This is a genomic window from Limnohabitans sp. TEGF002, assembly GCF_055395845.1.
In genome coordinates this window covers 1135426-1153079 of record NZ_AP029224.1, presented here as the reverse complement: position 1 = coordinate 1153079, position 17654 = coordinate 1135426, and the positions used below count along the sequence as shown (strand labels likewise).

The following is a 17654-nucleotide window of genomic DNA, read 5'->3' as shown; positions in this document are numbered from 1 at the left end:
TTCTAAATGGCGGCGGTCTCTGTCTCGGTTATAAATGCCCTCTGTGTCCAGTCCTATATCTTTTGATCCCCGCAATGTTCCGGTTTGGCGTATCGACCACGATATGCCAGCTGTGCCGTCGGCCCATTTGTTGCCCGATGCCCTGCGAACCCGGTTTGAGCAACCTCCAGTCTGGCAACCCGAGGTCGAGCGGGAGACCTCCTTTTCCGCACGCGAACCCACTCCAGCTGCGGTGCTGGTGCCCATCGTCATGCGTGGGCCCAATTTTTCGCAGTCGACCGTATTGCTCACCCAGCGGGCAAACCACATGTCGACGCACTCCGGCCAAATCGCCTTTCCTGGCGGCAAAGTCGACCCGCAGGACACCAGCCGGCGTGCTACAGCCCTGCGTGAGGCCCATGAGGAGGTGGGTTTGGACTCCCGGCATGTGCAAGTGATTGGGGAATTGCCGGTGTATGTCACCGGCACCTCTTTTTGGGTCACTCCCGTCATTGCCTTGGTCAGTCCGGAGTTTGAGTTGAGACCCAACGCGGATGAGGTTCAGGATGTTTTCGAAGTCCCGCTTGATTTTTTGATGAATCCGGCCAACCACCGTCGCCATACCGTCGAGTGGCAAGGTGCCCGGCGTCAATGGTTTTCCATGCCTTACGAAGAGACCCGAACGGCGCCCAACGGTGACAGCGACTTGGTCGAGCGTTTCATTTGGGGTGCGACAGCCGCTATGCTTCGTAACTTCTACCGTTTTTTGGTCGTCAACCCCTCCCGATGAGGACGCCATGAGTTTTTTTGCAATCCTGTTGGCGCTGGTGCTGGAGCAGGCTCATCCATTGAACCCTGTGAATGCGATTTACACCGCCATCAAGCGTTGGGTCGCTTGGGTTGCCCGCACATTTGACGCGGGCGTGCGGCATCAGGCCTGGGTCACTTGGGGCATCACAGTGATCGGCCCGGCGCTTTTGACCATGCTTGTTCACTGGGCGCTCGAATGGGGACTGGGTTGGCTGTTTGCCATGGTCTGGAACGTGGCTTTGCTCTACATCACACTGGGCTTTCGCCAGTTCAGTCATCACTTCACCGCGATCCGCGAGGCCCTGGAGAACGGCGATGAAACCCAAGCCCGAGAACTTTTGGCGCAATGGCAACAGGTTCAAGTGGGTCAAATACCACGCAGCGAGATCGTGCGTCATGTGATCGAATTCTCGATGATCGCAGCCCACCGGCATGTTTTCGGGGTGTTCTTTTGGTATGCGGTCCTGTCCATCATTGGCTTGGGACCCGTGGGCGCTGTGGTTTACCGCCTCACTGAACTGGCGCAGCGCCGTTGGCAAGAACCCACCACAGATGGTTCCGTGGTGAGTGAGGCCTTGCGCTCCGTGGCCTTGCGGGCGTGGCAGGCCATGGATTGGTTGCCCTCGCGCATGACTGCTCTGGGGTTTGCCATTGTGGGCAGCTTTGAAGACGCTATGGATGGTTGGCGCAACCATGCACAAAACTTCCCGGAGGATAACGACGGTGTGATCCTAGCCGCCACGGCAGGTGCCATCAACATCCGCTTGGGCGGTGCCGCCTTGCAGGCAGCCAACGAGGAAGACGAACGCAGGGAAATGACAGGAGGCAGCAGCACACCAGGACGCATTCCCGAAGTGGCCCATTTCGCCCAGGTGGTGGGCTTGGTGTGGCGCACGGTGATCATGTGGCTGGTGCTGGTGGCCTTGTTGACGATGGCCAATTTGGTAGGCTGAGAGAGCACGGAGCACACCCAACCGTTCACCAGCGCTGCTGGCCCAACTCCTCAAAAAGCTGCGCGTAAATACGGTGACGGCGCACACTGATGGTGCCAGGGCGCTCAGCGGTTTCAACTTGCGCCAATACGGCGCAACCGGGTTCGTGCAAATGGGTGCAGTTGTAGAACTTGCAGCCACCCAAATGCTTTCGCAAATCGGGCATGCAGTCTGCCAAGCGGGTGGGCTCAATGTGGTGCAAGCCAAATTCTTGAAAGCCGGGTGAGTCGATCAAGGCCGTGCGTACAGCGCCAGTTTGAGCACCCTCTTGAGCAAGCCCGTCGAGTGCAGGCACCCAGTACCAACGCGTACTGGTCGTGGTGTGCTTGCCCGAGTTCAGCGCCTGCGAAATTTCCCCCGTCTCCACCTGCGCATCGGGCACCAAGCGGTTGATCAGTGTGCTTTTGCCGCTGCCCGACGGGCCCAGCACCAAGGTGGTCAGGCCTTGCAAATGCGCGCACAAAGCGGCCACGCCATCGTCGGCCACCGGGCTGCGTGGGCTCAGGCTGATGGGCATGACGCTGTAACCCATGGCGCGGTAGGGTGCCAGCCGTTCCCAGGCCTGCGCAAAGGGCTGGGCGAGGTCGCTTTTGTTGAGCGCGATGATGGGTGTGATGCGCTCGGCCTCGGCCGCCACCAAGGCGCGTGAGAGCTGGCTTTCCGAATACTCGGGGTCGGCCGCGATCAAGATCAGCACGCGGTCCAAATTGGCTGCAAAGGATTTGGTGCGGATTTCGTCTTGCCTGTAAAACAGGTTGCGGCGCTCCTGCAGCTTTTCGATGCTGCCCTCGTCACCTGCAATTTGCCACAGCACCTGATCGCCCACCACCACTTGGTTTTTCTTGCCCCGTGGGTGGCAAATCAGGCGCCGACCTTCGGGGGTCTCCACCAAACAATGGCGGCCATAGGTGGCCACCACCAAGCCCGGCTCCAAATCGTTGGCTTGGGGCAAGGCGGGTCGAGCTTTGGGTTTATTCATGCCGCTTCATGCCGGTAACAAGGCATCGGTTTGTGTGGCCGCTTCAAAATCCAATCGGCTCAAGCCGCGCACATCGTGCGTGTTCCAGCGCAACACACAACGTTTGTAGGTCAGCAACAGTTCCGGGTGGTGGTTGAGCTTTTCAGATAACCAGCCCACGCTGTTGACGAAGAGCAAAGCGTGTGAGTGCTGGGCAAATTCGAAGGTCTTTTCAATGGCGATGTTGTCGCCATCGCCCGACAATCGCCAGCCTGGAATCTGGCCCAGCGCCATGATCACCTCGGTGGGCTTGAGGGCCCTGACTTCTGGCGTGCTCATGCGGTTTTCATCCTCAGCAAACGCTCACTGGCGGGGGGGTGCGAGTAATAAAACTTCACATACCAAGGATCGGGCGTTAGGGTCGAGGCGTTATCTTGGTACAGCTTGAGCAGGGCCGAGGACAAGTCCTTACCTGGCGTTTGAGACACGGCATAGGCATCGGCCTCGAACTCTTGCTGGCGTGAGCGCCACGAGGACACGGGCGCAAAGAACAGCGTGAACACGGGCGTGACCAGCATGAACAGAACCAGCGCCAGCGCGTCGTTGCTGCCCGACAAATTGGGCATCACACCCAAGCCCGTGTAAAACCATACCTGCTGCGCCAGCCAACCGAGAAGGGCCAGACCCGCCAGCGTCATGGCAAAACTGGTCGCCATCATTTTGACAATATGCTTGTGCTTGAAATGACCCAACTCATGGGCCAGCACCGCTTCCATTTCAGCCGGGCTCAGTTGCTTGAGCAGGGTGTCAAAAAACACCACACGCTTGCTCGCCCCAAACCCTGTAAAAAACGCATTGGAATGCGCCGAGCGGCGGCTGCCATCCATCACAAAAAAACCTTTGGCGGTGAAACCTGCACGTTGCATCAGGCGCTGCACACGAGCCTTGAGCGACTCATCTTCCAGGGGCGTGAATTTATTGAACAAGGGCATGATCACATTGGGGGCAATCGCCATCAAAAACAGTTGCCAAACCACCAACACGCCCCAGGCCCACAGCCACCACCAAGCGCCTCCGGCTTGCATGAGCCAAAGCACCACCCACAAAAGCGGTAAGCCCAGCGCAAGGCCCAAGACCAACCCTTTGGCCATGTCCCCAAGCCACAAGGCAGGCGTGATTTTGTTGAAGCCAAAGCGTTGCTCCACGCCAAAGGTTTGCATCAGCGACAAGGGCATTCCGATGAGCCCCCCGACCAGCATGAAGCCCAACACCAGCGAGATTTGCTGCGGCATGCCCTGTCCCATCCAGCCTAGCAGCACCTGATTGAGCGCATCAAGCCCACCCAACAGAGTCCAGCCCAGCAGCACCGCGGCTTCCAGGGCGATGTCGATTTGCGACAGTCTTGCTTTGGCCAAGGTGTAGTCGGCCGCTTTTTGGTGGTCCGCCAAGGCCATGGTATCGGCGTAAGCCGCAGGCACGGCGCTGCGGTGGCGGGCCACATGCCGCACCTGGCGGGCGTTCAGCCAGAACTTGAGAGCCACATGGGCCAGCAAGGCCACCACCAGAGTCAGGGTCAAAGTCAGGGATGCATTCATGCCGCCATTGTAGGAGCCGCACCTTCTGTGCCGGTGGGAGGCCTTGATTCATGCCCGTGACAGAGGGGCTCCTGGCATCGGCGACAATCTATGCATGTCTGATGCCCATACCCACACCCCTGCTCATGAAGCTGCAGAGCTGCCCAAATCCGACCAGAACCTGGTCTGGATCGATTGCGAAATGACGGGACTGGACCCCGAAAAAGAACGCTTGCTGGAGATCGCCGTCATCGTGACGGGGCCCCACCTAACGCCCCGCATCGAAGGGCCTGTGCTGGTGATTCACCAAACCGACGAACTGCTCAACCAAATGGACAAGTGGAACAAGGGCACCCACGGCAAAAGTGGGCTGATCGACAAGGTCAAGGCCTCCACCACCAGCGAGGCTGATGCCGAAGAACAGATCCTGGCCTTTCTGAAAAAGTACGTACCCAAGAGTGCGTCCCCGCTGTGCGGCAACACCATCAGCCAGGACCGCCGCTTTCTGGTCAAGTTCATGCCCAAGCTGGAAGCGTTCTTCCACTACCGCAATCTGGACGTGAGCACCCTCAAAGAGCTGTCGCGTCGCTGGAAGCCTGAGGTCTACGCCAACTTCAAGAAGCAGCAAAAGCACACGGCCCTTGCCGATGTGCACGAATCCATCGACGAACTGGCGCATTACCGCGAGCATTTCATCCGTTTGTGATTTTTCAGGGAAAACCCTAGCGTTTTTTCTTTGGCCGTGCCATAATCGTAAGCTTGCTGCATTTCAGGTGTGGCAATTCATACATCTCCCTTCATGCCTTGACCCAACGATAGGGTCACTCTCAGCGGCCAGGCTCCAAGCCCAGCGCCACTCGCGAGCACCGTTTGATGGTTGATGTTTTTTCAACCTTGCGGTGCCTGCGGCCATCAGCAACAGTTTTCTGTTAGCGGCCGTTGTTCCGTGCGAGTTTTATACATACACATGACTGACACTTTGAACACAGTGCAGGACGACTTGTCGCCTGCCGAAATCACATCCACCCCCGCTGCGACCAACCTGGCCACTGAAATCATGGTCGCCGCAGCGGCCGAAATCACCTCCGATAAAGCGGCTGAAGTCACGACCGAATCAGCCGAAGAAGTTGAAACCATCGCCGACGTGCCCAACGGTTTCGTCGAGCTGGGCCTGGCCCCAGAACTGGTGCAAGCCGTGGCCGATCTGGGTTACACCCAGCCCACCGCTGTGCAATTGCGCGCCATTCCTCTGGCTCTGCCTACTGCTGGCGGCTCCAAAGATGGCAAGTCCAATGGCTACACCGACCTGATGGTCTCCAGCCAGACCGGTAGCGGCAAAACCGCCGCCTTCTTGCTGCCCGTGCTGCACACACTGATCCAGCAAATGGCCGAACAAGAAGCTGCTGAACGCGCCGAGTTCGATCAAGCCTGCGCCGACGCTGCCGCCAAGGGCGAGCCAGCACCTAAACGCTCCAAGCGCAAAGACCCCACAAACCCCCGCAACTTCAAGGCACCGACACCCGGCGCATTGATTCTGTGTCCCACACGTGAATTGGCCCAACAGGTGGCGCAAGACGCCATCGAGTTGGTCAAGCACACCCGTGGCCTGCGCGTGGCCAACGTGGTCGGCGGCATCCCTTACCAGCTGCAAATTGCCAAGCTGCAAAACGCCAACTTGGTGGTGGCCACGCCTGGCCGTTTGCTCGACCTGCAGCGCTCCATGCAAATCAAGCTGGACAAGGTTCAGTTTTTGGTGGTGGACGAAGCCGACCGCATGCTCGACCTGGGCTTCTCGGACGACTTGGCCGACATCAACGACATGACCAGCCAGCGCCGCCAGACCATGATGTTCAGTGCCACCTTTGCGCCGCGCATTCAACAACTGGCCATGCGCGTGATGCACGACGGTGGTTCTTCGGTTCAGAAAATCCAGATCGACAACCCCCAAGAAAAGCACAACAACATCAAACAGGTGCTGTTCTGGGCCGACAACGCCCAACACAAGCGCCAGATGCTCGACCACTGGTTGCGTGACGCCACGATCGACCAGGCCATCGTGTTCTCCAGCACCCAAATCGAGTGCGACGGCTTGGCCGCTGACCTGCAGCAAGACGGTTTCTCGGCTGTGGCCTTGCACGGCGCTTTGAGCCAAGGCATGCGCAACCGCCGCCTGATGGCGCTGCGCAATGGCCAAGTGCAAATTTTGGTCGCTACCGACGTGGCTGCGCGCGGCATCGACGTGCCCACCATCACCCACGTCTTCAACTTCGGCTTGCCGATGAAGGCCGAAGACTACACCCACCGCATTGGCCGCACAGGCCGCGCAGGCCGCGATGGCTTGGCCGTGACCTTTGCCGAAATGCGCGACCGCCGCAAGATTGGTGACATCGAGTCCTACACACGCCAGCCTTTCAAAGCCGAAGTGATTCCAGGCCTGGAGCCCAAAGCCCGCATGCCTGAAGCTCGCAAGCCCATGGGCCGTGGCGGTGACCGTTTCGGTGGCGAGCGCAACTACGCCAATGCAGGCGGTGGCTTCCGCGGTGGCCGTCCAGCTCCAGGTGGCCGCGACTTCGGCGGCAACCGTGATCGCGATGGCGGTGGTTTTGACAACCGCGCTCCACGTGGCAACTTCCGCGAAGAGCAGCCACGCTTCGAACAACGCGCCGAACCCCGTTTCGAACGCAAAGAAGGTGGACGTTTTGACGCCCCTCGTGGTGACCACCGTGGTGGTGACCGCTTTGAACAGCGTGGCGCACCTGCGCACCCATGGGACAAAGGCGACAGCCGCCCTGCCCCACGTCAAGATGGACGCCAGGACGGTCCTCGTCAAGGTGGCCGCTGGGAAGACCGTGGCGGCGACAACCGCAACGCAGCACGCCCCGCCCCTCGCGGCGCTGCTGGCGACAAGTTCGCCCGTGGCCCCAAGCAGTTTGGCGCCAGCAACTTCAAGCCCCACGCCGCAGGCGAAGGCCCTGCAGGCAAGCGTGGCGGCACTCGCGTGCTGAAAATCACGCGCGGTTGATCGTTTTCCTGGGTTCAACCCAGGACTTCAAGATCTCATTCGAAGGTCTTGCCCTCACCGGCAAGGCCTTTTTTTATGGCCGAGCGGAACGGATGCACGTTTTGAAGCGCCCATAAAAAAACCGCCCTGGGCGCAAACCCGGGCGGTTTTTTCGTATGGCCGAAAAGGCTTTACGCTTTGGCAGCGGGTGCTGCTTTGCGCTGAGGCAACTTTTCTTTGATACGTGCCGACTTGCCGCTGCGGTCACGCAGGTAGTACAGCTTGGCGCGGCGAACATCACCACGACGCTTGACTTCAATGCTGGCGATCACGGGGCTGTAGGTTTGGAACGTACGTTCCACGCCTTCGCCACTGGAGATCTTGCGCACGGTGAAGCCGCTGTTCAGACCACGGTTACGCTTGGCGATCACAACACCTTCGTAGGCCTGGACACGCTTGCGCGCGCCTTCCACCACGTTGACGCTGACGATCACGGTGTCGCCGGGGGCAAATTCAGGAATCACTTTACCCAAACGGGCAATTTCTTCCTGCTCAAGAGTTTGAATCAAATTCATTTTTTGAACTCCGTCCGATCATGCCTCGCTACACAAGGGGCGTTCTGTGCTGTAAAGGCCATGCTGGTGCATGACTGAGCCAGATCGCGGCGGGTAAAGGATCGAAAAGCCCTTGATTATAGCTTTTTCGGCCCCGTATCGCTGCTGACTTCGGACGAGCCATGCGCCAGCTGCTTCAAGAAGGTTTCGTCATGCCGACTCAGCTTGCCCGAAAGACGGGCTTGGTCCAACAATTCGGGTCGGTGCTTCGCAGTCAGACTCAGGCTCTGGTCACGACGCCAGCGCGCAATGTGCGCATGGTGACCCGACATCAATTCAGGCGGTACAGCCTGGCCCTGCCAAACCTCGGGGCGGGTGTAATGCGGGCTGTCCAGCAAGCCATCCAGCGCAGGATTGAAACTGTCCAACTGGTGGCTACCCTCATCGCCCAACACACCCGGTTGCAATCGGGCCACCGCATCTAGCAAGGCCATGGCGGCGATTTCACCGCCCGAGAGCACAAAGTCGCCCAAACTGATTTCCTGGTCCACATACCGGTCGATAAAGCGTTGGTCCACACCCTCATAGCGCCCACACAACAACACAGCACCCGCGCTGGCCGACCATTGCTCAACAGAGCCGTGGTTCATCGTCTGCCCAATCGGAGAAAACAGCACCAAAGGTGCTGGCGCCGTTTCCTGACGCTCAGCCCGAATGGCCGTGAGGCATTTGAACAAGGGCTCGGCCAACATGACCATGCCAGGACCACCGCCAAACGAGCGGTCGTCGACACGGCGGTAATTGCCTTCGGCATGGTCGCGGGGGTTCCACAAACGCACGTCGACCAACCCGCTTTCGTAGGCACGACGCGTGATGCCACTGGTCAAGAGCGGCGCAAACAGCTCGGGAAACAGGGTAATGATGTCAAAGCGCATGGGGCGGGCCCTCCACGGCCGGGGCGGCTCAGTAGTCGGGCTGCCAGTCGACCGTGATGCGCTTGCCTGGCAAGTCAACACCGTCGATGAAAGCTGCCACAAACGGGATCATGCGCTCGACAGGCTTGCCGCCTTCAGCTTCGGCAGCAGCTTCGATGACGAGAACGGTTTGCGGCCCGGTGGACATGAGGTCGCGCACCTGGCCCAGATCCACACCTTCGCGGTTGAACACCTGCAGGCCCATCAAATCAACCCAGTAATACTCGCCATCGGCGGCAGCCGGGAAGCTGGAGCGTGGCACAAAAATTCGGCCACCACGCAAGGATTCGGATGCGTTGCGATCATCAATGCCTTGGGCACGCGCCACCACGGTGTCGGAATGGTCTTTGACTTCGAGGATATTGAGCAGCAAAGGCTCGCGCCAGGCCTGTTGAGCAGAGGCTGCAGCCTCTTGGCCACGCTGGGGTTTCATGGGCCGATCGGGCGGCAACAGAAACCAGCTTTTGGCAGAAAAAAGCGCCTCGGGCGAGGCGCTGTGGGGCAAGACCTTGAACCAGCCTTTGATGCCCCATGCATCGGTGATGCGCCCGATTTCGATGGCGTCAGCCGGCAGTGCGGCTGTTTCCAAAGGCGGACGCATGACCTCAGCGAACCAATCAGGCAGCGGCTTTGCCGGCTTGACGGATCAGGCGTTCCACGGTGGGGGAAGCTTGGGCGCCAACGCCCTTCCAGTAGGTCAGGCGGTCTTGGGCAATGCGCAGACCTTCTTCGCCGCCTTTGGCTGTGGGGTTGTAGAAACCGATACGCTCGAGGAAGCGACCATCGCGACGCACGCGCTTGTCAGCAACGACGATGTTGAAGAAAGGACGTGCTTTAGAGCCGCCGCGGTTCAGACGAATAACAACCATGATTTATCCTTGGGTGGTTGGGTATCTTGGGAACAATTGCCCAGATGCCCGGTATCCTTCAGCGTTTGAGACACGCAACTGGCCACCCGGCCAGTGACACACTGAAAAGCCCACCATTATACAACGGGAGCCTTGCCTTGCCTCTGATACGCCCCAGCCGCGACGAAGATGTCGCCGCCATCACGGCCATTTACCGCCACCACGTCCTGACCGGCACCGGAACATTCGAGATTGATCCGCCCTCCGAGGCAGACATGGCCAGCCGGCGCGCCGATGTGCTGTCCAAGGGCTTGCCTTACCTGGTGGTCGAAGACGAAGGTCGCGTGATCGGTTTTGCCTATTGCAACTGGTTCAAGCCCCGCCCCGCTTACCGCTTTTCCGCCGAAGATTCTATTTATATGGCACCCGACGCCAACCGCAAGGGGATGGGCCGCGCCTTGCTGGCCGAGTTGTGCGCACAGGCCGAACGCGCAGGCGTACGCAAATTCCTGGCTGTGATCGGTGACTCGGCCAATGCCGGGTCCATCGGTGTACACACCGCCTTGGGCTTCAGCCACGTCGGCGTGCTCAAGTCCTGCGGCTGGAAATTCGACCGCTGGCTCGATGTCGTGATGATGGAAAAGCCTTTGGGCGCAGGTGACAGCAGCCCTCCGCAATAATCGCTCCATGAAAAACAAAACACTGGCGACTTGGTTGGCTTTCTGGACAGGCCCATTGGGTCTGCACCGTTTCTACTTGTACGGCTTGACGGACATGCTGGCCTGGCTGCTGCCCATCCCCACGGCGCTGGGTTTTTATGGCTTGGAGCGTGTGCAGCAGTTTGGCCAGGACGACACGCTCAGCTGGATGTTGATTCCTTTGCTGGGCTTCACCATCGCCGGCTGCGCCCTGAATGCCATCATTTATGGCCTGACGCCCATCGAAAAATGGAACGCCAAATTCAACCCTCAAGCCGATGCGCTGACGCCATCGGGTCGCACGCAATGGGGCACGATCATTGGCATCGTTGTGGCCTTGCTGCTGGGCACCACCGTCTTGATGTCCAGTCTGGTCTTCAGCTTCCAGCGCTACTTTGAGTACCAGATCGAAGCGGCCCGACTGATAAGCCAATAAAAAATGCCGCCCAACTGTTGCAGTTGGGCGGCATACATTGGGTCAAGCAAAAGGTCCCCGAATTCAACCGGCGGGTCACGCCATCAGTCGAAAATTTGAAAACTGAGCCAGTATGCGATCGCTGCCACAAAGGCGCTGGCCGGAATGGTCAGCACCCAGGCCCAAACAATATTGCCCGCCACACCCCATCGCACGGCGCTGGCACGCTGGGTAGAGCCCACGCCCACAATGGCACCGGTGATGGTGTGCGTGGTCGAGACCGGAATCCCCAGTGTAGTGGCCAAAAACAGCGTCATGGCTCCACCCGTTTCGGCGCAAAAGCCGCCTACCGGCTTGAGCTTGGTGATTTTCTGGCCCATCGTCTTGACAATGCGCCAGCCGCCAAACATGGTGCCCAAACCAATCGCGAGGTAACAGCTGACGATGACCCACCCCGGAGGCGAAGCGTCGGCCGTGGTGGCGTAGCCGGTCGCGATCAACAGCAACCAGATGATGCCGATGGTTTTTTGCGCATCGTTGCCGCCATGCCCCAGGCTGTAGGCCCCAGCCGACACCAACTGCAAGCGGCGGAACCATTTATCCACTCTCGATGGCCTGGAGCGTCTGAAAAGATGAGCGACCGCCACCATCATCAGGGAGCCCAGCAAAAAGCCGAGCAAAGGGGATACAAAAATAAAGGCCACGGTTTTCATGATGCCCGTCGAGATCAGGGCTCCGGCCCCAGCTTTAGCGATCACAGCACCCACAATCCCGCCAATCAAGGCATGCGAGGAGCTGCTGGGGATGCCGTAATACCAAGTGATCACGTTCCAGGTGATGGCCCCCACAAGTGCACCAAACACTACATGGGTATCGACTACGCCGGGCTGAACAATTCCTTTGCCCACTGTGGCGGCCACACTCAGGTGGAAGACAAAAATGGCAATGAAGTTGAAGAAGGCAGCAAACACCACGGCCTGCCCCGGTTTGAGCACGCCCGTGGACACCACGGTCGCGATCGAATTGGCGGCATCGTGGAAGCCGTTCATGAAGTCGAAAATGAGCGCCAGGGCGACCAGCAAGATCACCACCCACAAGGCGGCTTGTACGGTTTCCATGTTCAGGATTCCCCGTTCGGATCAGGAGTTTTCGAGGACGATGCCCTCGATTTGGTTGGCCACGTCTTCACACTTGTCGGTGATGGTTTCCAGTAGCTCGTAAATCGCCTTGAGCTTGATGATTTCGCGGACATCGGGTTCGTCACGGAACAATTTGCTCATCGCGCTGCGCATCACTCGGTCGGCATCGGACTCCAGGCGATCGATTTCTTCGCAGGTCTTCAAGGCCGCCTCGGCCACAGAGGGTTCGCCAATTTTGGCCAACAACTTGACTGCGTCCTGCACGCGCTCACAGCACTTGACCGACAAATCGGTCAGACGGGTGATTTCTTCGGTCATGTGACGCACGTCATACAGCGCCATGGTTTCGGCCGAGTCTTGAATCAAGTCGGCCACGTCATCCATCAAGTTGATGAGCGCGTGGATTTGCTCACGGTCAATCGGGGTGATGAAGGTGGTGTGGATCAGGCGGTTCACTTCCTGGGTCACGCGATCCGCGGCGTGCTCGGCGTTATCCACATCCCGGTTGTACTTTTCACGCAAGTGAACATCGTTGTAATTGGCCACCAAGTTGGAGAAGGCCCGAGCCGCTTCGACAATGCGGTCCGCGTGTTGATTAAAAAGTTCGAAGAAGTTACCTTCTTTGGGCAGCAATTTGCCAAACAGCATGGGAAAGCTCCTGATAACGGTACAAAGTCAAATGTGACAACGGTATGACAGTAACGAGTTTAACCGTACGAAATCTAGGAATTAAGGTCCAAGGCCTCAGGGGCTTCTGAAAATGAAATAGACCGCGCCCACCATGCACAAAGCCGCCCAGAGATAGTCCAGTTTGAAGGGCTCTTTGAGGTAAAAAATCGCAAAGGGTACAAACACAGTCAAGGTGATGACCTCTTGCATGATCTTGAGTTGCGCCACGCTGAATTGCGTGTAACCGATTCGGTTGGCTGGCACCTGGAACATGTATTCGAACAAGGCAATGCCCCAACTGACCAAGGCAGCGGCATACCACGGGGCGGTGGACATGTTGCGCAGGTGCCCATACCAGGCAAAGGTCATGAACACGTTGCTGGCCAGCAAGAGCAAGATGGTCTGCAGCGACACGGGCAAGCTGGTGAGAAAAGTCATCGACACTCCAAAGGCAAACGCTCGATGGCCTGGTCCGCCACGCGGGCAAGGTCTTCAGGGCCAACACGCTGCGGCCACACATCGGCCAAGGGAACCAGCACAAAAGCCCGCTCACGCCAGCGCGGATGGGGCACGGTCAGGCGGGGGCTGTGGATGCAGGCATCGCCGTAAAACAGCAGATCCAGGTCCAGGCTGCGCGGTGCGTTCACATAGGGACGCACACGGCCCGCCCGGTGCTCGATGGCTTGCAAAGCGTCCAGCACATCGGGTGCGGTTAAACCTGTGTCGATGCGGGCCACCGCGTTGATGAAGTCAGGCCCTTGGGCCTCATGGGGCGCTGTGCGGTAAAGCGCGGAACGGCCTGTGACTTGAATCTCTGGCCAACAGGCCAGTGCCTCAAAGGCCTGCAGCACAGCCGTGCGGGCGTCCCCCAGGTTAGCCCCCAAGGCCACATAAGCGGTGACGGGGTCTCTCAAGATCGCCCCTTGCTGTTCATTCAGATCACAGATTCAGGCGGCACTGCCGCCGTCGCCCGCCTGATCACCTGCAGCGCCGGGTTTGCGGCGACGACGGCGGCGTTTTTTGGCAGCCCCCTCATCGGCGCCTTCGGCCTCTGGTGAAGGGCGACTCTCGGCTGGCGCGGGTGAGCCCTCGGGTCGGGGGGCACGGCGCACGCGGGGCTTGGCCGCTTGCGAGGCCTGCTGCTCGACCTTGGCCGCTTGCACCAAGTCCTCACGCTCTGAATCGCTGGCCATGCTGAACTCTTGCCACCAGTCGGCCAAACGAATGTCCACTTCTTCGATGTCAGCACGCAATCGCAAAAAGTCAAAGCCTGCACGAAAACGTGGCTGCTCGACCAGGCCAAAGGGTGTGCTGCCCACGCGCTTTTCAAAGCGCGGCTGCATCATCCAGATCTCGCGCATGTCAGCCGCCAGCTTGCCGCGACCAGACACGTCGCCGATGCGTGCATCAAACACCTCGTCGATCGCGTCCTGCAAAGCCGGGTGCGGGTGTTCCTTGCGCGCCAAGCGTTTGGCCCAGCCTTCGCGCACGTCGGCCCACAACACACAGGCCAACAAGAAACTCGGAGCGACCGGCTTGCCCTCGCCCACGCGGCGGTCGGTATCGGCCAGCGCCACTTGCACAAAGGCGCTGTCCGCCCGCTCCACCACCACATCCAGCAAGGGGTAAATGCCGGTGGCCAAACCCAGCTTTTTCAGCTGCTCAATGGACGCCAGGGCGTGTCCGGTTTGCAGCAGCTTGAGCATCTCGTCAAACAAACGGCTTTGCGGCACATCGGCCAACAAGGTGGCCGACTGCGTCAGGGGCTTGGCGGTTTTGGCCTCCAGCTTGAACCCCAGCGGGCTGAGCTTGGCGGCAAAACGCACCGCGCGGATGATGCGTACCGGGTCTTCGCGGTAACGTGCCACCGGGTCGCCGATCATGCGCAACACACGCTTTTTCGAATCCTGAATGCCGCCGTGGTAGTCCACCACGATCTGCGACTCGGGGTCGTAGTACATGGCGTTCACGGTGAAGTCACGGCGCGTGGCGTCTTCGTCTTGCGGACCCCAAACGTTGTCGCGCAGCACACGGCCCGAGGAGTCCACGGCGTGTTGCATGCCTTCGAGCTGGCGTTTGCTGGTGCGCTCGTTGCCTTTGACCTGCTCTGCGGCCACGTTGTCCAGGTGCGCCCGGAAAGTGGACACCTCAATCACCTCGTTGTCGCGCCCTCGGCCGTAAACCACGTGCACGATGCGAAAGCGCCGCCCGATGATGAAAGCGCGTCGAAACAGGCCCTTGACCTGCTCGGGCGTGGCGTTGGTCGCCACATCAAAGTCTTTGGGGCGCAGGCCCAGCAGCAGGTCGCGCACAGCGCCGCCCACGATGTAGGCCTCAAACCCGGCTTGCTGCAAAGTGCGCGTCACATGGATCGCGCGTTCGTCCACCAAGTTGGGGTCGATGCCGTGCACCGATGCGGACACCTCGGTACGGCGGCCAAAGTGGGGCTTGCTGCTTTTGGGCGTTTTGCCCATCAGCTTGTCGATGAATTGTTTGATCATTCTTGAAAGAGGTCGAGGATGCGCCAGCCACGCTCTGTGGCCAGTTGACGCAACCGAGCGTCAGGGTTCGTTGCCACCGGATGGTGGGCTTTTTCCAGAAGCGGCAAGTCGTTCATGGAGTCCGAGTAGAACGTCATTTCCACGTCGCCCCAGCCCAAGCCTTTTTGGTTCAACCAATGCGCGACCCGAGTGACTTTACCCTCCCGAAAGGACGGTGTGCCCCGGATCTCGCCCGTGATCCAGCCACTGGCATCGCGTTCGAGGTCAACTGCGATCAACTCGCTCACGCCGAAGGCCTGGGCAATCGGGCGGGTCACAAACTCGTTGGTGGCGGTCACGATCAGGACCGTGTCGCCCGCGTGTTGGTGTGATCGTACCAGCGCCAGCGCCTCGGGCGTGATGCGCGGGCGGATCACTTCGTCCATATACCGGGCATGGGCCTGCGCCGCCTCGGTAGCACCACGTTCACGCGCGGCGCGGGTGGCAAAGCGCACGTAGTCATGAATATCGAGCGTGCCCGCTTGGTAGTGGGCATAAAACTCGTCGTTGCGCTGGCTGAACACCGCCGGGTCGGTCCAACCCATTTCGGTCGTGAACACCCCCCAGGTGTGGTCAGAGTCCAACGGCAGCAAGGTGTGGTCCAGGTCGAACAGGGCGAGTTTCATTCGTTCTCCAGCATCGCCCGCACCAAAGGGATGGTCAGGGCGCGTTGTGTTTGCAGTGCGTAGTGGTCCAAGTGATCCAGCAGCTGCATCAGGCTGCCCAAATCACGCGAAAAGCGCTTGAGCATGTAAGACATGACTTCGTCGCTCAAAAACAAGCCCCGGGCATCGGCTTCTTGGCGCAGCACGGCGCGGCGTTCGGGTTCGCCCAACACCTGCAGGGCGTCGATGTGGCCCCAGCCCAGGCGGCTGCGCAAATCGTCGCGCAGCTTCAGATCGGCCGGAGGCAAAGCCCCGGCGGCCAACACCCAGCGCGGTGTGCCACTGCGGGGCGTCAAGGCGTTGACAAACCAGTTGAAGGCGGTGTGCTGCTGCTCGGCGTTGTACAAGTGCACATCGTCCATCAGCACGGCGGCCCAATCGTCGTTGAACTCGGGCGGGTCCATGCTGTGGGCGTCCATCCAGCCCACCTGTGCGCCCTGCTCTTGCAGCGCATGGTGCACTGCGTGAAGTAAATGGGTTTTGCCCGAACCGCTCTCCCCCCACAAATAACTGGGCACAGGCGATCGACTGGACGAGGCCGTCCACAAACGCAGGTGGTTCAAGGCGGCTGCGTTGGGGCCAGCAAAAAAATTATCCAACGTGGGGATTGAGGCCAAGCCAATGTCCAAAGCCAGTTGCTTCATGCCTGATCGGGTCCTTGTTCCACCGCACCCGAGCCACTTTTACGGTACAGATCACTTTGCAGGTATTGCACACGCAAACGGCGCAAGCCCACCAACAAGACTGCACTGGCAGGCAAGGCGATCAGCACACCCACAAAACCCAGCACTTGGCCAAAAACCATCAGAGCCAAAATGACAGCCAGCGGGTGCAAGCCGATGCGCTCCCCCACCAAACGGGGCGTCAGCACAAAGCTCTCAATCAACTGACCTAAACCATAAACCACGGCCACCATGAGCAGGGCTTGCGATGGCGCCAACTGCAGCAAACCGGCCAACAGCGCCAGCACCAGGCCCAAACCAAAGCCCAGATAAGGCACAAACACAGCCAGCCCAGTGAACACCCCTATGGGCAGCGCAAGATCCAGACCGAACAAACTCAGGCCCAGCGAATAAAACACGGCCAACGCCAGCATCACCAACATCTGGCCACGCAGGTACTCGCCCAAGACCTCATCGCAATCACGCATGAAGCCATCAAATCGCTCACGCCAGGCCGGCGGCACCAGCTCGAGCACGCTGTTGACCAGCCGGGTCCAGTCATAAAGCATGTAGAACAATGCCACGGGCACCAGCACCGCATAACCTGCAAAGGCCAACGCCACGCTGCCACCGAGTTTGAGCGAGGACATGAGTGGAGCCCACCAGTCTTCGCGGTTCGCGCTCAGGTAAGCCACCAGTTGTTTTTTCAGGTCACCCAGATCCAGCGAGACATTCAGTCCCAGCTGGGCCAACAAGGGGTTGACGGCATCACCGAGGCGGTCAAGCAACAAGGGCAATTGCTGCTGCAACAAAGGCCATTCACGCACCAAAATTGGCACCAGCAACAAAAACAACCCCAAAAGGGCCAGCAGGGCCAGCGCCTCCACCAGCACCACGGCCAAAGCGCGCGGCAAACGCCCTCCGACAACACTCTCCAGCCTGAGCACCAAGGGGTGCAAAACATAGGCCATCACCGCCGCAATCACGAATGGCGCCAGCACCGGTGCAAGCAGCCAAAAAACAAGCACGGCAACCAAGGCCACGCCAAGCCAGGCAGCCAGTCGGGTCATCAAAAATGGAAGGGGGGCTTGCATGCGGTCTCTTGTTTTGCCGGGGTCAGGCCCAAGCGCTCAGGGCTAACCCTTAAAATAAGCCTTGATTTTAGTCTGCCAGCCC

21 protein-coding genes are annotated in these 17654 nt (G+C 59.4%); 6 read left to right on the top strand and 15 right to left on the bottom strand.

Going from position 1 to position 17654, the window contains the following annotated elements; genetic code table 11:
• Window positions 1-34 precede the first annotated feature (34 nt).
• Together ACZ5SR_RS05810 and ACZ5SR_RS05805 are read left to right on the top strand one after the other, a co-directional pair.
• The gene (locus ACZ5SR_RS05810; RefSeq protein ID WP_464450615.1) at window positions 35-769 is read left to right on the top strand and encodes a CoA pyrophosphatase; all 735 of its coding nucleotides are present in this window, start codon (window positions 35-37) and stop codon (window positions 767-769) included.
• A 7-nt stretch (window positions 770-776) separates the two neighbouring features.
• On the top strand, window positions 777-1742 hold the full coding sequence (locus ACZ5SR_RS05805) for a CobD/CbiB family protein (protein WP_464450614.1): 966 nt from the start codon (window positions 777-779) through the stop codon (window positions 1740-1742).
• 25 nt (window positions 1743-1767) lie between these two features.
• Here the strand turns inward: ACZ5SR_RS05805 and rsgA are convergent, their stop codons facing one another.
• The 3 genes from rsgA to ACZ5SR_RS05790 are packed head-to-tail and all read right to left on the bottom strand — an operon-like array spanning window position 1768 to window position 4334.
• The gene (gene rsgA / locus ACZ5SR_RS05800; protein ID WP_464450613.1) at window positions 1768-2760 is read right to left on the bottom strand and encodes a ribosome small subunit-dependent GTPase A; all 993 of its coding nucleotides are present in this window, start codon (window positions 2758-2760) and stop codon (window positions 1768-1770) included.
• A gap of 6 nt (window positions 2761-2766) precedes the next feature.
• Window positions 2767-3078, bottom strand: a complete 312-nt coding sequence (locus ACZ5SR_RS05795) for a 4a-hydroxytetrahydrobiopterin dehydratase (protein WP_464450612.1) — start codon at window positions 3076-3078, stop codon at window positions 2767-2769.
• The gene (locus ACZ5SR_RS05790) at window positions 3075-4334 is read right to left on the bottom strand and encodes a M48 family metallopeptidase (protein ID WP_464450611.1); all 1260 of its coding nucleotides are present in this window, start codon (window positions 4332-4334) and stop codon (window positions 3075-3077) included. The genes ACZ5SR_RS05795 and ACZ5SR_RS05790 overlap by 4 nt, the downstream gene beginning before the upstream one ends.
• 94 nt (window positions 4335-4428) lie before the next feature.
• Here ACZ5SR_RS05790 and orn point away from each other — a divergent pair, with 94 nt between their 5' ends.
• Both orn and ACZ5SR_RS05780 read left to right on the top strand, forming a co-directional pair.
• Window positions 4429-5019 (top strand): oligoribonuclease, encoded by a 591-nt coding sequence (gene orn / locus ACZ5SR_RS05785; RefSeq protein WP_464450610.1) that lies wholly within the window; start codon window positions 4429-4431, stop codon window positions 5017-5019.
• 261 nt (window positions 5020-5280) lie between these two features.
• Complete coding sequence (locus ACZ5SR_RS05780) at window positions 5281-7335, top strand: DEAD/DEAH box helicase (protein WP_464450609.1); 2055 nt, start codon at window positions 5281-5283, stop codon at window positions 7333-7335.
• A gap of 170 nt (window positions 7336-7505) precedes the next feature.
• On the opposite strand, the gene rplS is transcribed toward ACZ5SR_RS05780, so the two are convergent.
• From rplS to rpsP, 4 genes are all read right to left on the bottom strand, one after another.
• On the bottom strand, window positions 7506-7889 hold the full coding sequence (rplS, locus tag ACZ5SR_RS05775; RefSeq protein ID WP_291916532.1) for a 50S ribosomal protein L19: 384 nt from the start codon (window positions 7887-7889) through the stop codon (window positions 7506-7508).
• Between the two features lie 116 nt (window positions 7890-8005).
• Window positions 8006-8803: a tRNA (guanosine(37)-N1)-methyltransferase TrmD gene (gene trmD / locus ACZ5SR_RS05770; protein WP_464450608.1), complete on the bottom strand. Its 798-nt coding sequence runs from the start codon at window positions 8801-8803 to the stop codon at window positions 8006-8008.
• A gap of 28 nt (window positions 8804-8831) precedes the next feature.
• The gene (rimM, locus tag ACZ5SR_RS05765) at window positions 8832-9443 is read right to left on the bottom strand and encodes a ribosome maturation factor RimM (RefSeq protein ID WP_464450607.1); all 612 of its coding nucleotides are present in this window, start codon (window positions 9441-9443) and stop codon (window positions 8832-8834) included.
• Between the two features lie 16 nt (window positions 9444-9459).
• Window positions 9460-9711, bottom strand: a complete 252-nt coding sequence (gene rpsP / locus ACZ5SR_RS05760) for a 30S ribosomal protein S16 (protein ID WP_090045429.1) — start codon at window positions 9709-9711, stop codon at window positions 9460-9462.
• 137 nt (window positions 9712-9848) lie between these two features.
• Here rpsP and ACZ5SR_RS05755 point away from each other — a divergent pair, with 137 nt between their 5' ends.
• Entirely contained in the window at window positions 9849-10370 is a 522-nt protein-coding gene (locus tag ACZ5SR_RS05755; protein ID WP_464450606.1) for an N-acetyltransferase family protein, read from the top strand.
• Between the two features lie 7 nt (window positions 10371-10377).
• Window positions 10378-10824 carry a TM2 domain-containing protein gene (locus ACZ5SR_RS05750; protein WP_464450605.1) on the top strand — a complete coding sequence of 149 codons (447 nt, stop codon included), beginning with the start codon at window positions 10378-10380 and terminating at the stop codon, window positions 10822-10824.
• Between the two features lie 83 nt (window positions 10825-10907).
• On the opposite strand, the gene ACZ5SR_RS05745 is transcribed toward ACZ5SR_RS05750, so the two are convergent.
• The 8 genes from ACZ5SR_RS05745 to ACZ5SR_RS05710 all read right to left on the bottom strand — a co-directional run bounded on the left by ACZ5SR_RS05745 (window position 10908) and on the right by ACZ5SR_RS05710 (window position 17572).
• Window positions 10908-11921: an anion permease gene (locus ACZ5SR_RS05745; RefSeq protein WP_464450604.1), complete on the bottom strand. Its 1014-nt coding sequence runs from the start codon at window positions 11919-11921 to the stop codon at window positions 10908-10910.
• 21 nt (window positions 11922-11942) lie between these two features.
• The gene (locus ACZ5SR_RS05740) at window positions 11943-12590 is read right to left on the bottom strand and encodes a DUF47 domain-containing protein (RefSeq protein ID WP_100119936.1); all 648 of its coding nucleotides are present in this window, start codon (window positions 12588-12590) and stop codon (window positions 11943-11945) included.
• Window positions 12591-12686: 96 nt separating this feature from the next.
• Window positions 12687-13049, bottom strand: coding sequence for a DMT family protein (locus ACZ5SR_RS05735; protein WP_464450603.1), 363 nt, complete (start codon window positions 13047-13049; stop codon window positions 12687-12689).
• On the bottom strand, window positions 13046-13525 hold the full coding sequence (folK, locus tag ACZ5SR_RS05730; protein ID WP_464450602.1) for a 2-amino-4-hydroxy-6-hydroxymethyldihydropteridine diphosphokinase: 480 nt from the start codon (window positions 13523-13525) through the stop codon (window positions 13046-13048). The genes ACZ5SR_RS05735 and folK overlap by 4 nt, the downstream gene beginning before the upstream one ends.
• A gap of 33 nt (window positions 13526-13558) precedes the next feature.
• Entirely contained in the window at window positions 13559-15112 is a 1554-nt protein-coding gene (gene pcnB, locus ACZ5SR_RS05725) for a polynucleotide adenylyltransferase PcnB (RefSeq protein ID WP_464450601.1), read from the bottom strand.
• Entirely contained in the window at window positions 15109-15777 is a 669-nt protein-coding gene (locus tag ACZ5SR_RS05720; RefSeq protein ID WP_464450600.1) for a histidinol-phosphatase, read from the bottom strand. Before ACZ5SR_RS05720 ends, pcnB begins: the two co-directional genes overlap by 4 nt.
• Window positions 15774-16460, bottom strand: coding sequence for a DnaA regulatory inactivator Hda (gene hda, locus ACZ5SR_RS05715; RefSeq protein WP_464450599.1), 687 nt, complete (start codon window positions 16458-16460; stop codon window positions 15774-15776). Before hda ends, ACZ5SR_RS05720 begins: the two co-directional genes overlap by 4 nt.
• Window positions 16457-17572, bottom strand: coding sequence for an AI-2E family transporter (locus ACZ5SR_RS05710; protein ID WP_464450598.1), 1116 nt, complete (start codon window positions 17570-17572; stop codon window positions 16457-16459). The genes hda and ACZ5SR_RS05710 overlap by 4 nt, the downstream gene beginning before the upstream one ends.
• Window positions 17573-17654 lie beyond the last annotated feature (82 nt).

Coding starts and splice junctions, on each gene's coding strand:
- ACZ5SR_RS05810 (WP_464450615.1), top strand. CDS start 35: ATGCCCTCTGTGTCCAGTCCTATATCTTTTGATCCCCGCAATGTTCCG.
- ACZ5SR_RS05805 (WP_464450614.1), top strand. CDS start 777: ATGAGTTTTTTTGCAATCCTGTTGGCGCTGGTGCTGGAGCAGGCTCAT.
- rsgA (WP_464450613.1), bottom strand. CDS start 2,760: ATGAATAAACCCAAAGCTCGACCCGCCTTGCCCCAAGCCAACGATTTG.
- ACZ5SR_RS05795 (WP_464450612.1), bottom strand. CDS start 3,078: ATGAGCACGCCAGAAGTCAGGGCCCTCAAGCCCACCGAGGTGATCATG.
- ACZ5SR_RS05790 (WP_464450611.1), bottom strand. CDS start 4,334: ATGAATGCATCCCTGACTTTGACCCTGACTCTGGTGGTGGCCTTGCTG.
- orn (WP_464450610.1), top strand. CDS start 4,429: ATGTCTGATGCCCATACCCACACCCCTGCTCATGAAGCTGCAGAGCTG.
- ACZ5SR_RS05780 (WP_464450609.1), top strand. CDS start 5,281: ATGACTGACACTTTGAACACAGTGCAGGACGACTTGTCGCCTGCCGAA.
- rplS (WP_291916532.1), bottom strand. CDS start 7,889: ATGAATTTGATTCAAACTCTTGAGCAGGAAGAAATTGCCCGTTTGGGT.
- trmD (WP_464450608.1), bottom strand. CDS start 8,803: ATGCGCTTTGACATCATTACCCTGTTTCCCGAGCTGTTTGCGCCGCTC.
- rimM (WP_464450607.1), bottom strand. CDS start 9,443: ATGCGTCCGCCTTTGGAAACAGCCGCACTGCCGGCTGACGCCATCGAA.
- rpsP (WP_090045429.1), bottom strand. CDS start 9,711: ATGGTTGTTATTCGTCTGAACCGCGGCGGCTCTAAAGCACGTCCTTTC.
- ACZ5SR_RS05750 (WP_464450605.1), top strand. CDS start 10,378: ATGAAAAACAAAACACTGGCGACTTGGTTGGCTTTCTGGACAGGCCCA.
- ACZ5SR_RS05745 (WP_464450604.1), bottom strand. CDS start 11,921: ATGGAAACCGTACAAGCCGCCTTGTGGGTGGTGATCTTGCTGGTCGCC.
- ACZ5SR_RS05740 (WP_100119936.1), bottom strand. CDS start 12,590: ATGCTGTTTGGCAAATTGCTGCCCAAAGAAGGTAACTTCTTCGAACTT.
- ACZ5SR_RS05735 (WP_464450603.1), bottom strand. CDS start 13,049: ATGACTTTTCTCACCAGCTTGCCCGTGTCGCTGCAGACCATCTTGCTC.
- pcnB (WP_464450601.1), bottom strand. CDS start 15,112: ATGATCAAACAATTCATCGACAAGCTGATGGGCAAAACGCCCAAAAGC.
- ACZ5SR_RS05720 (WP_464450600.1), bottom strand. CDS start 15,777: ATGAAACTCGCCCTGTTCGACCTGGACCACACCTTGCTGCCGTTGGAC.
- hda (WP_464450599.1), bottom strand. CDS start 16,460: ATGAAGCAACTGGCTTTGGACATTGGCTTGGCCTCAATCCCCACGTTG.
- ACZ5SR_RS05710 (WP_464450598.1), bottom strand. CDS start 17,572: ATGCAAGCCCCCCTTCCATTTTTGATGACCCGACTGGCTGCCTGGCTT.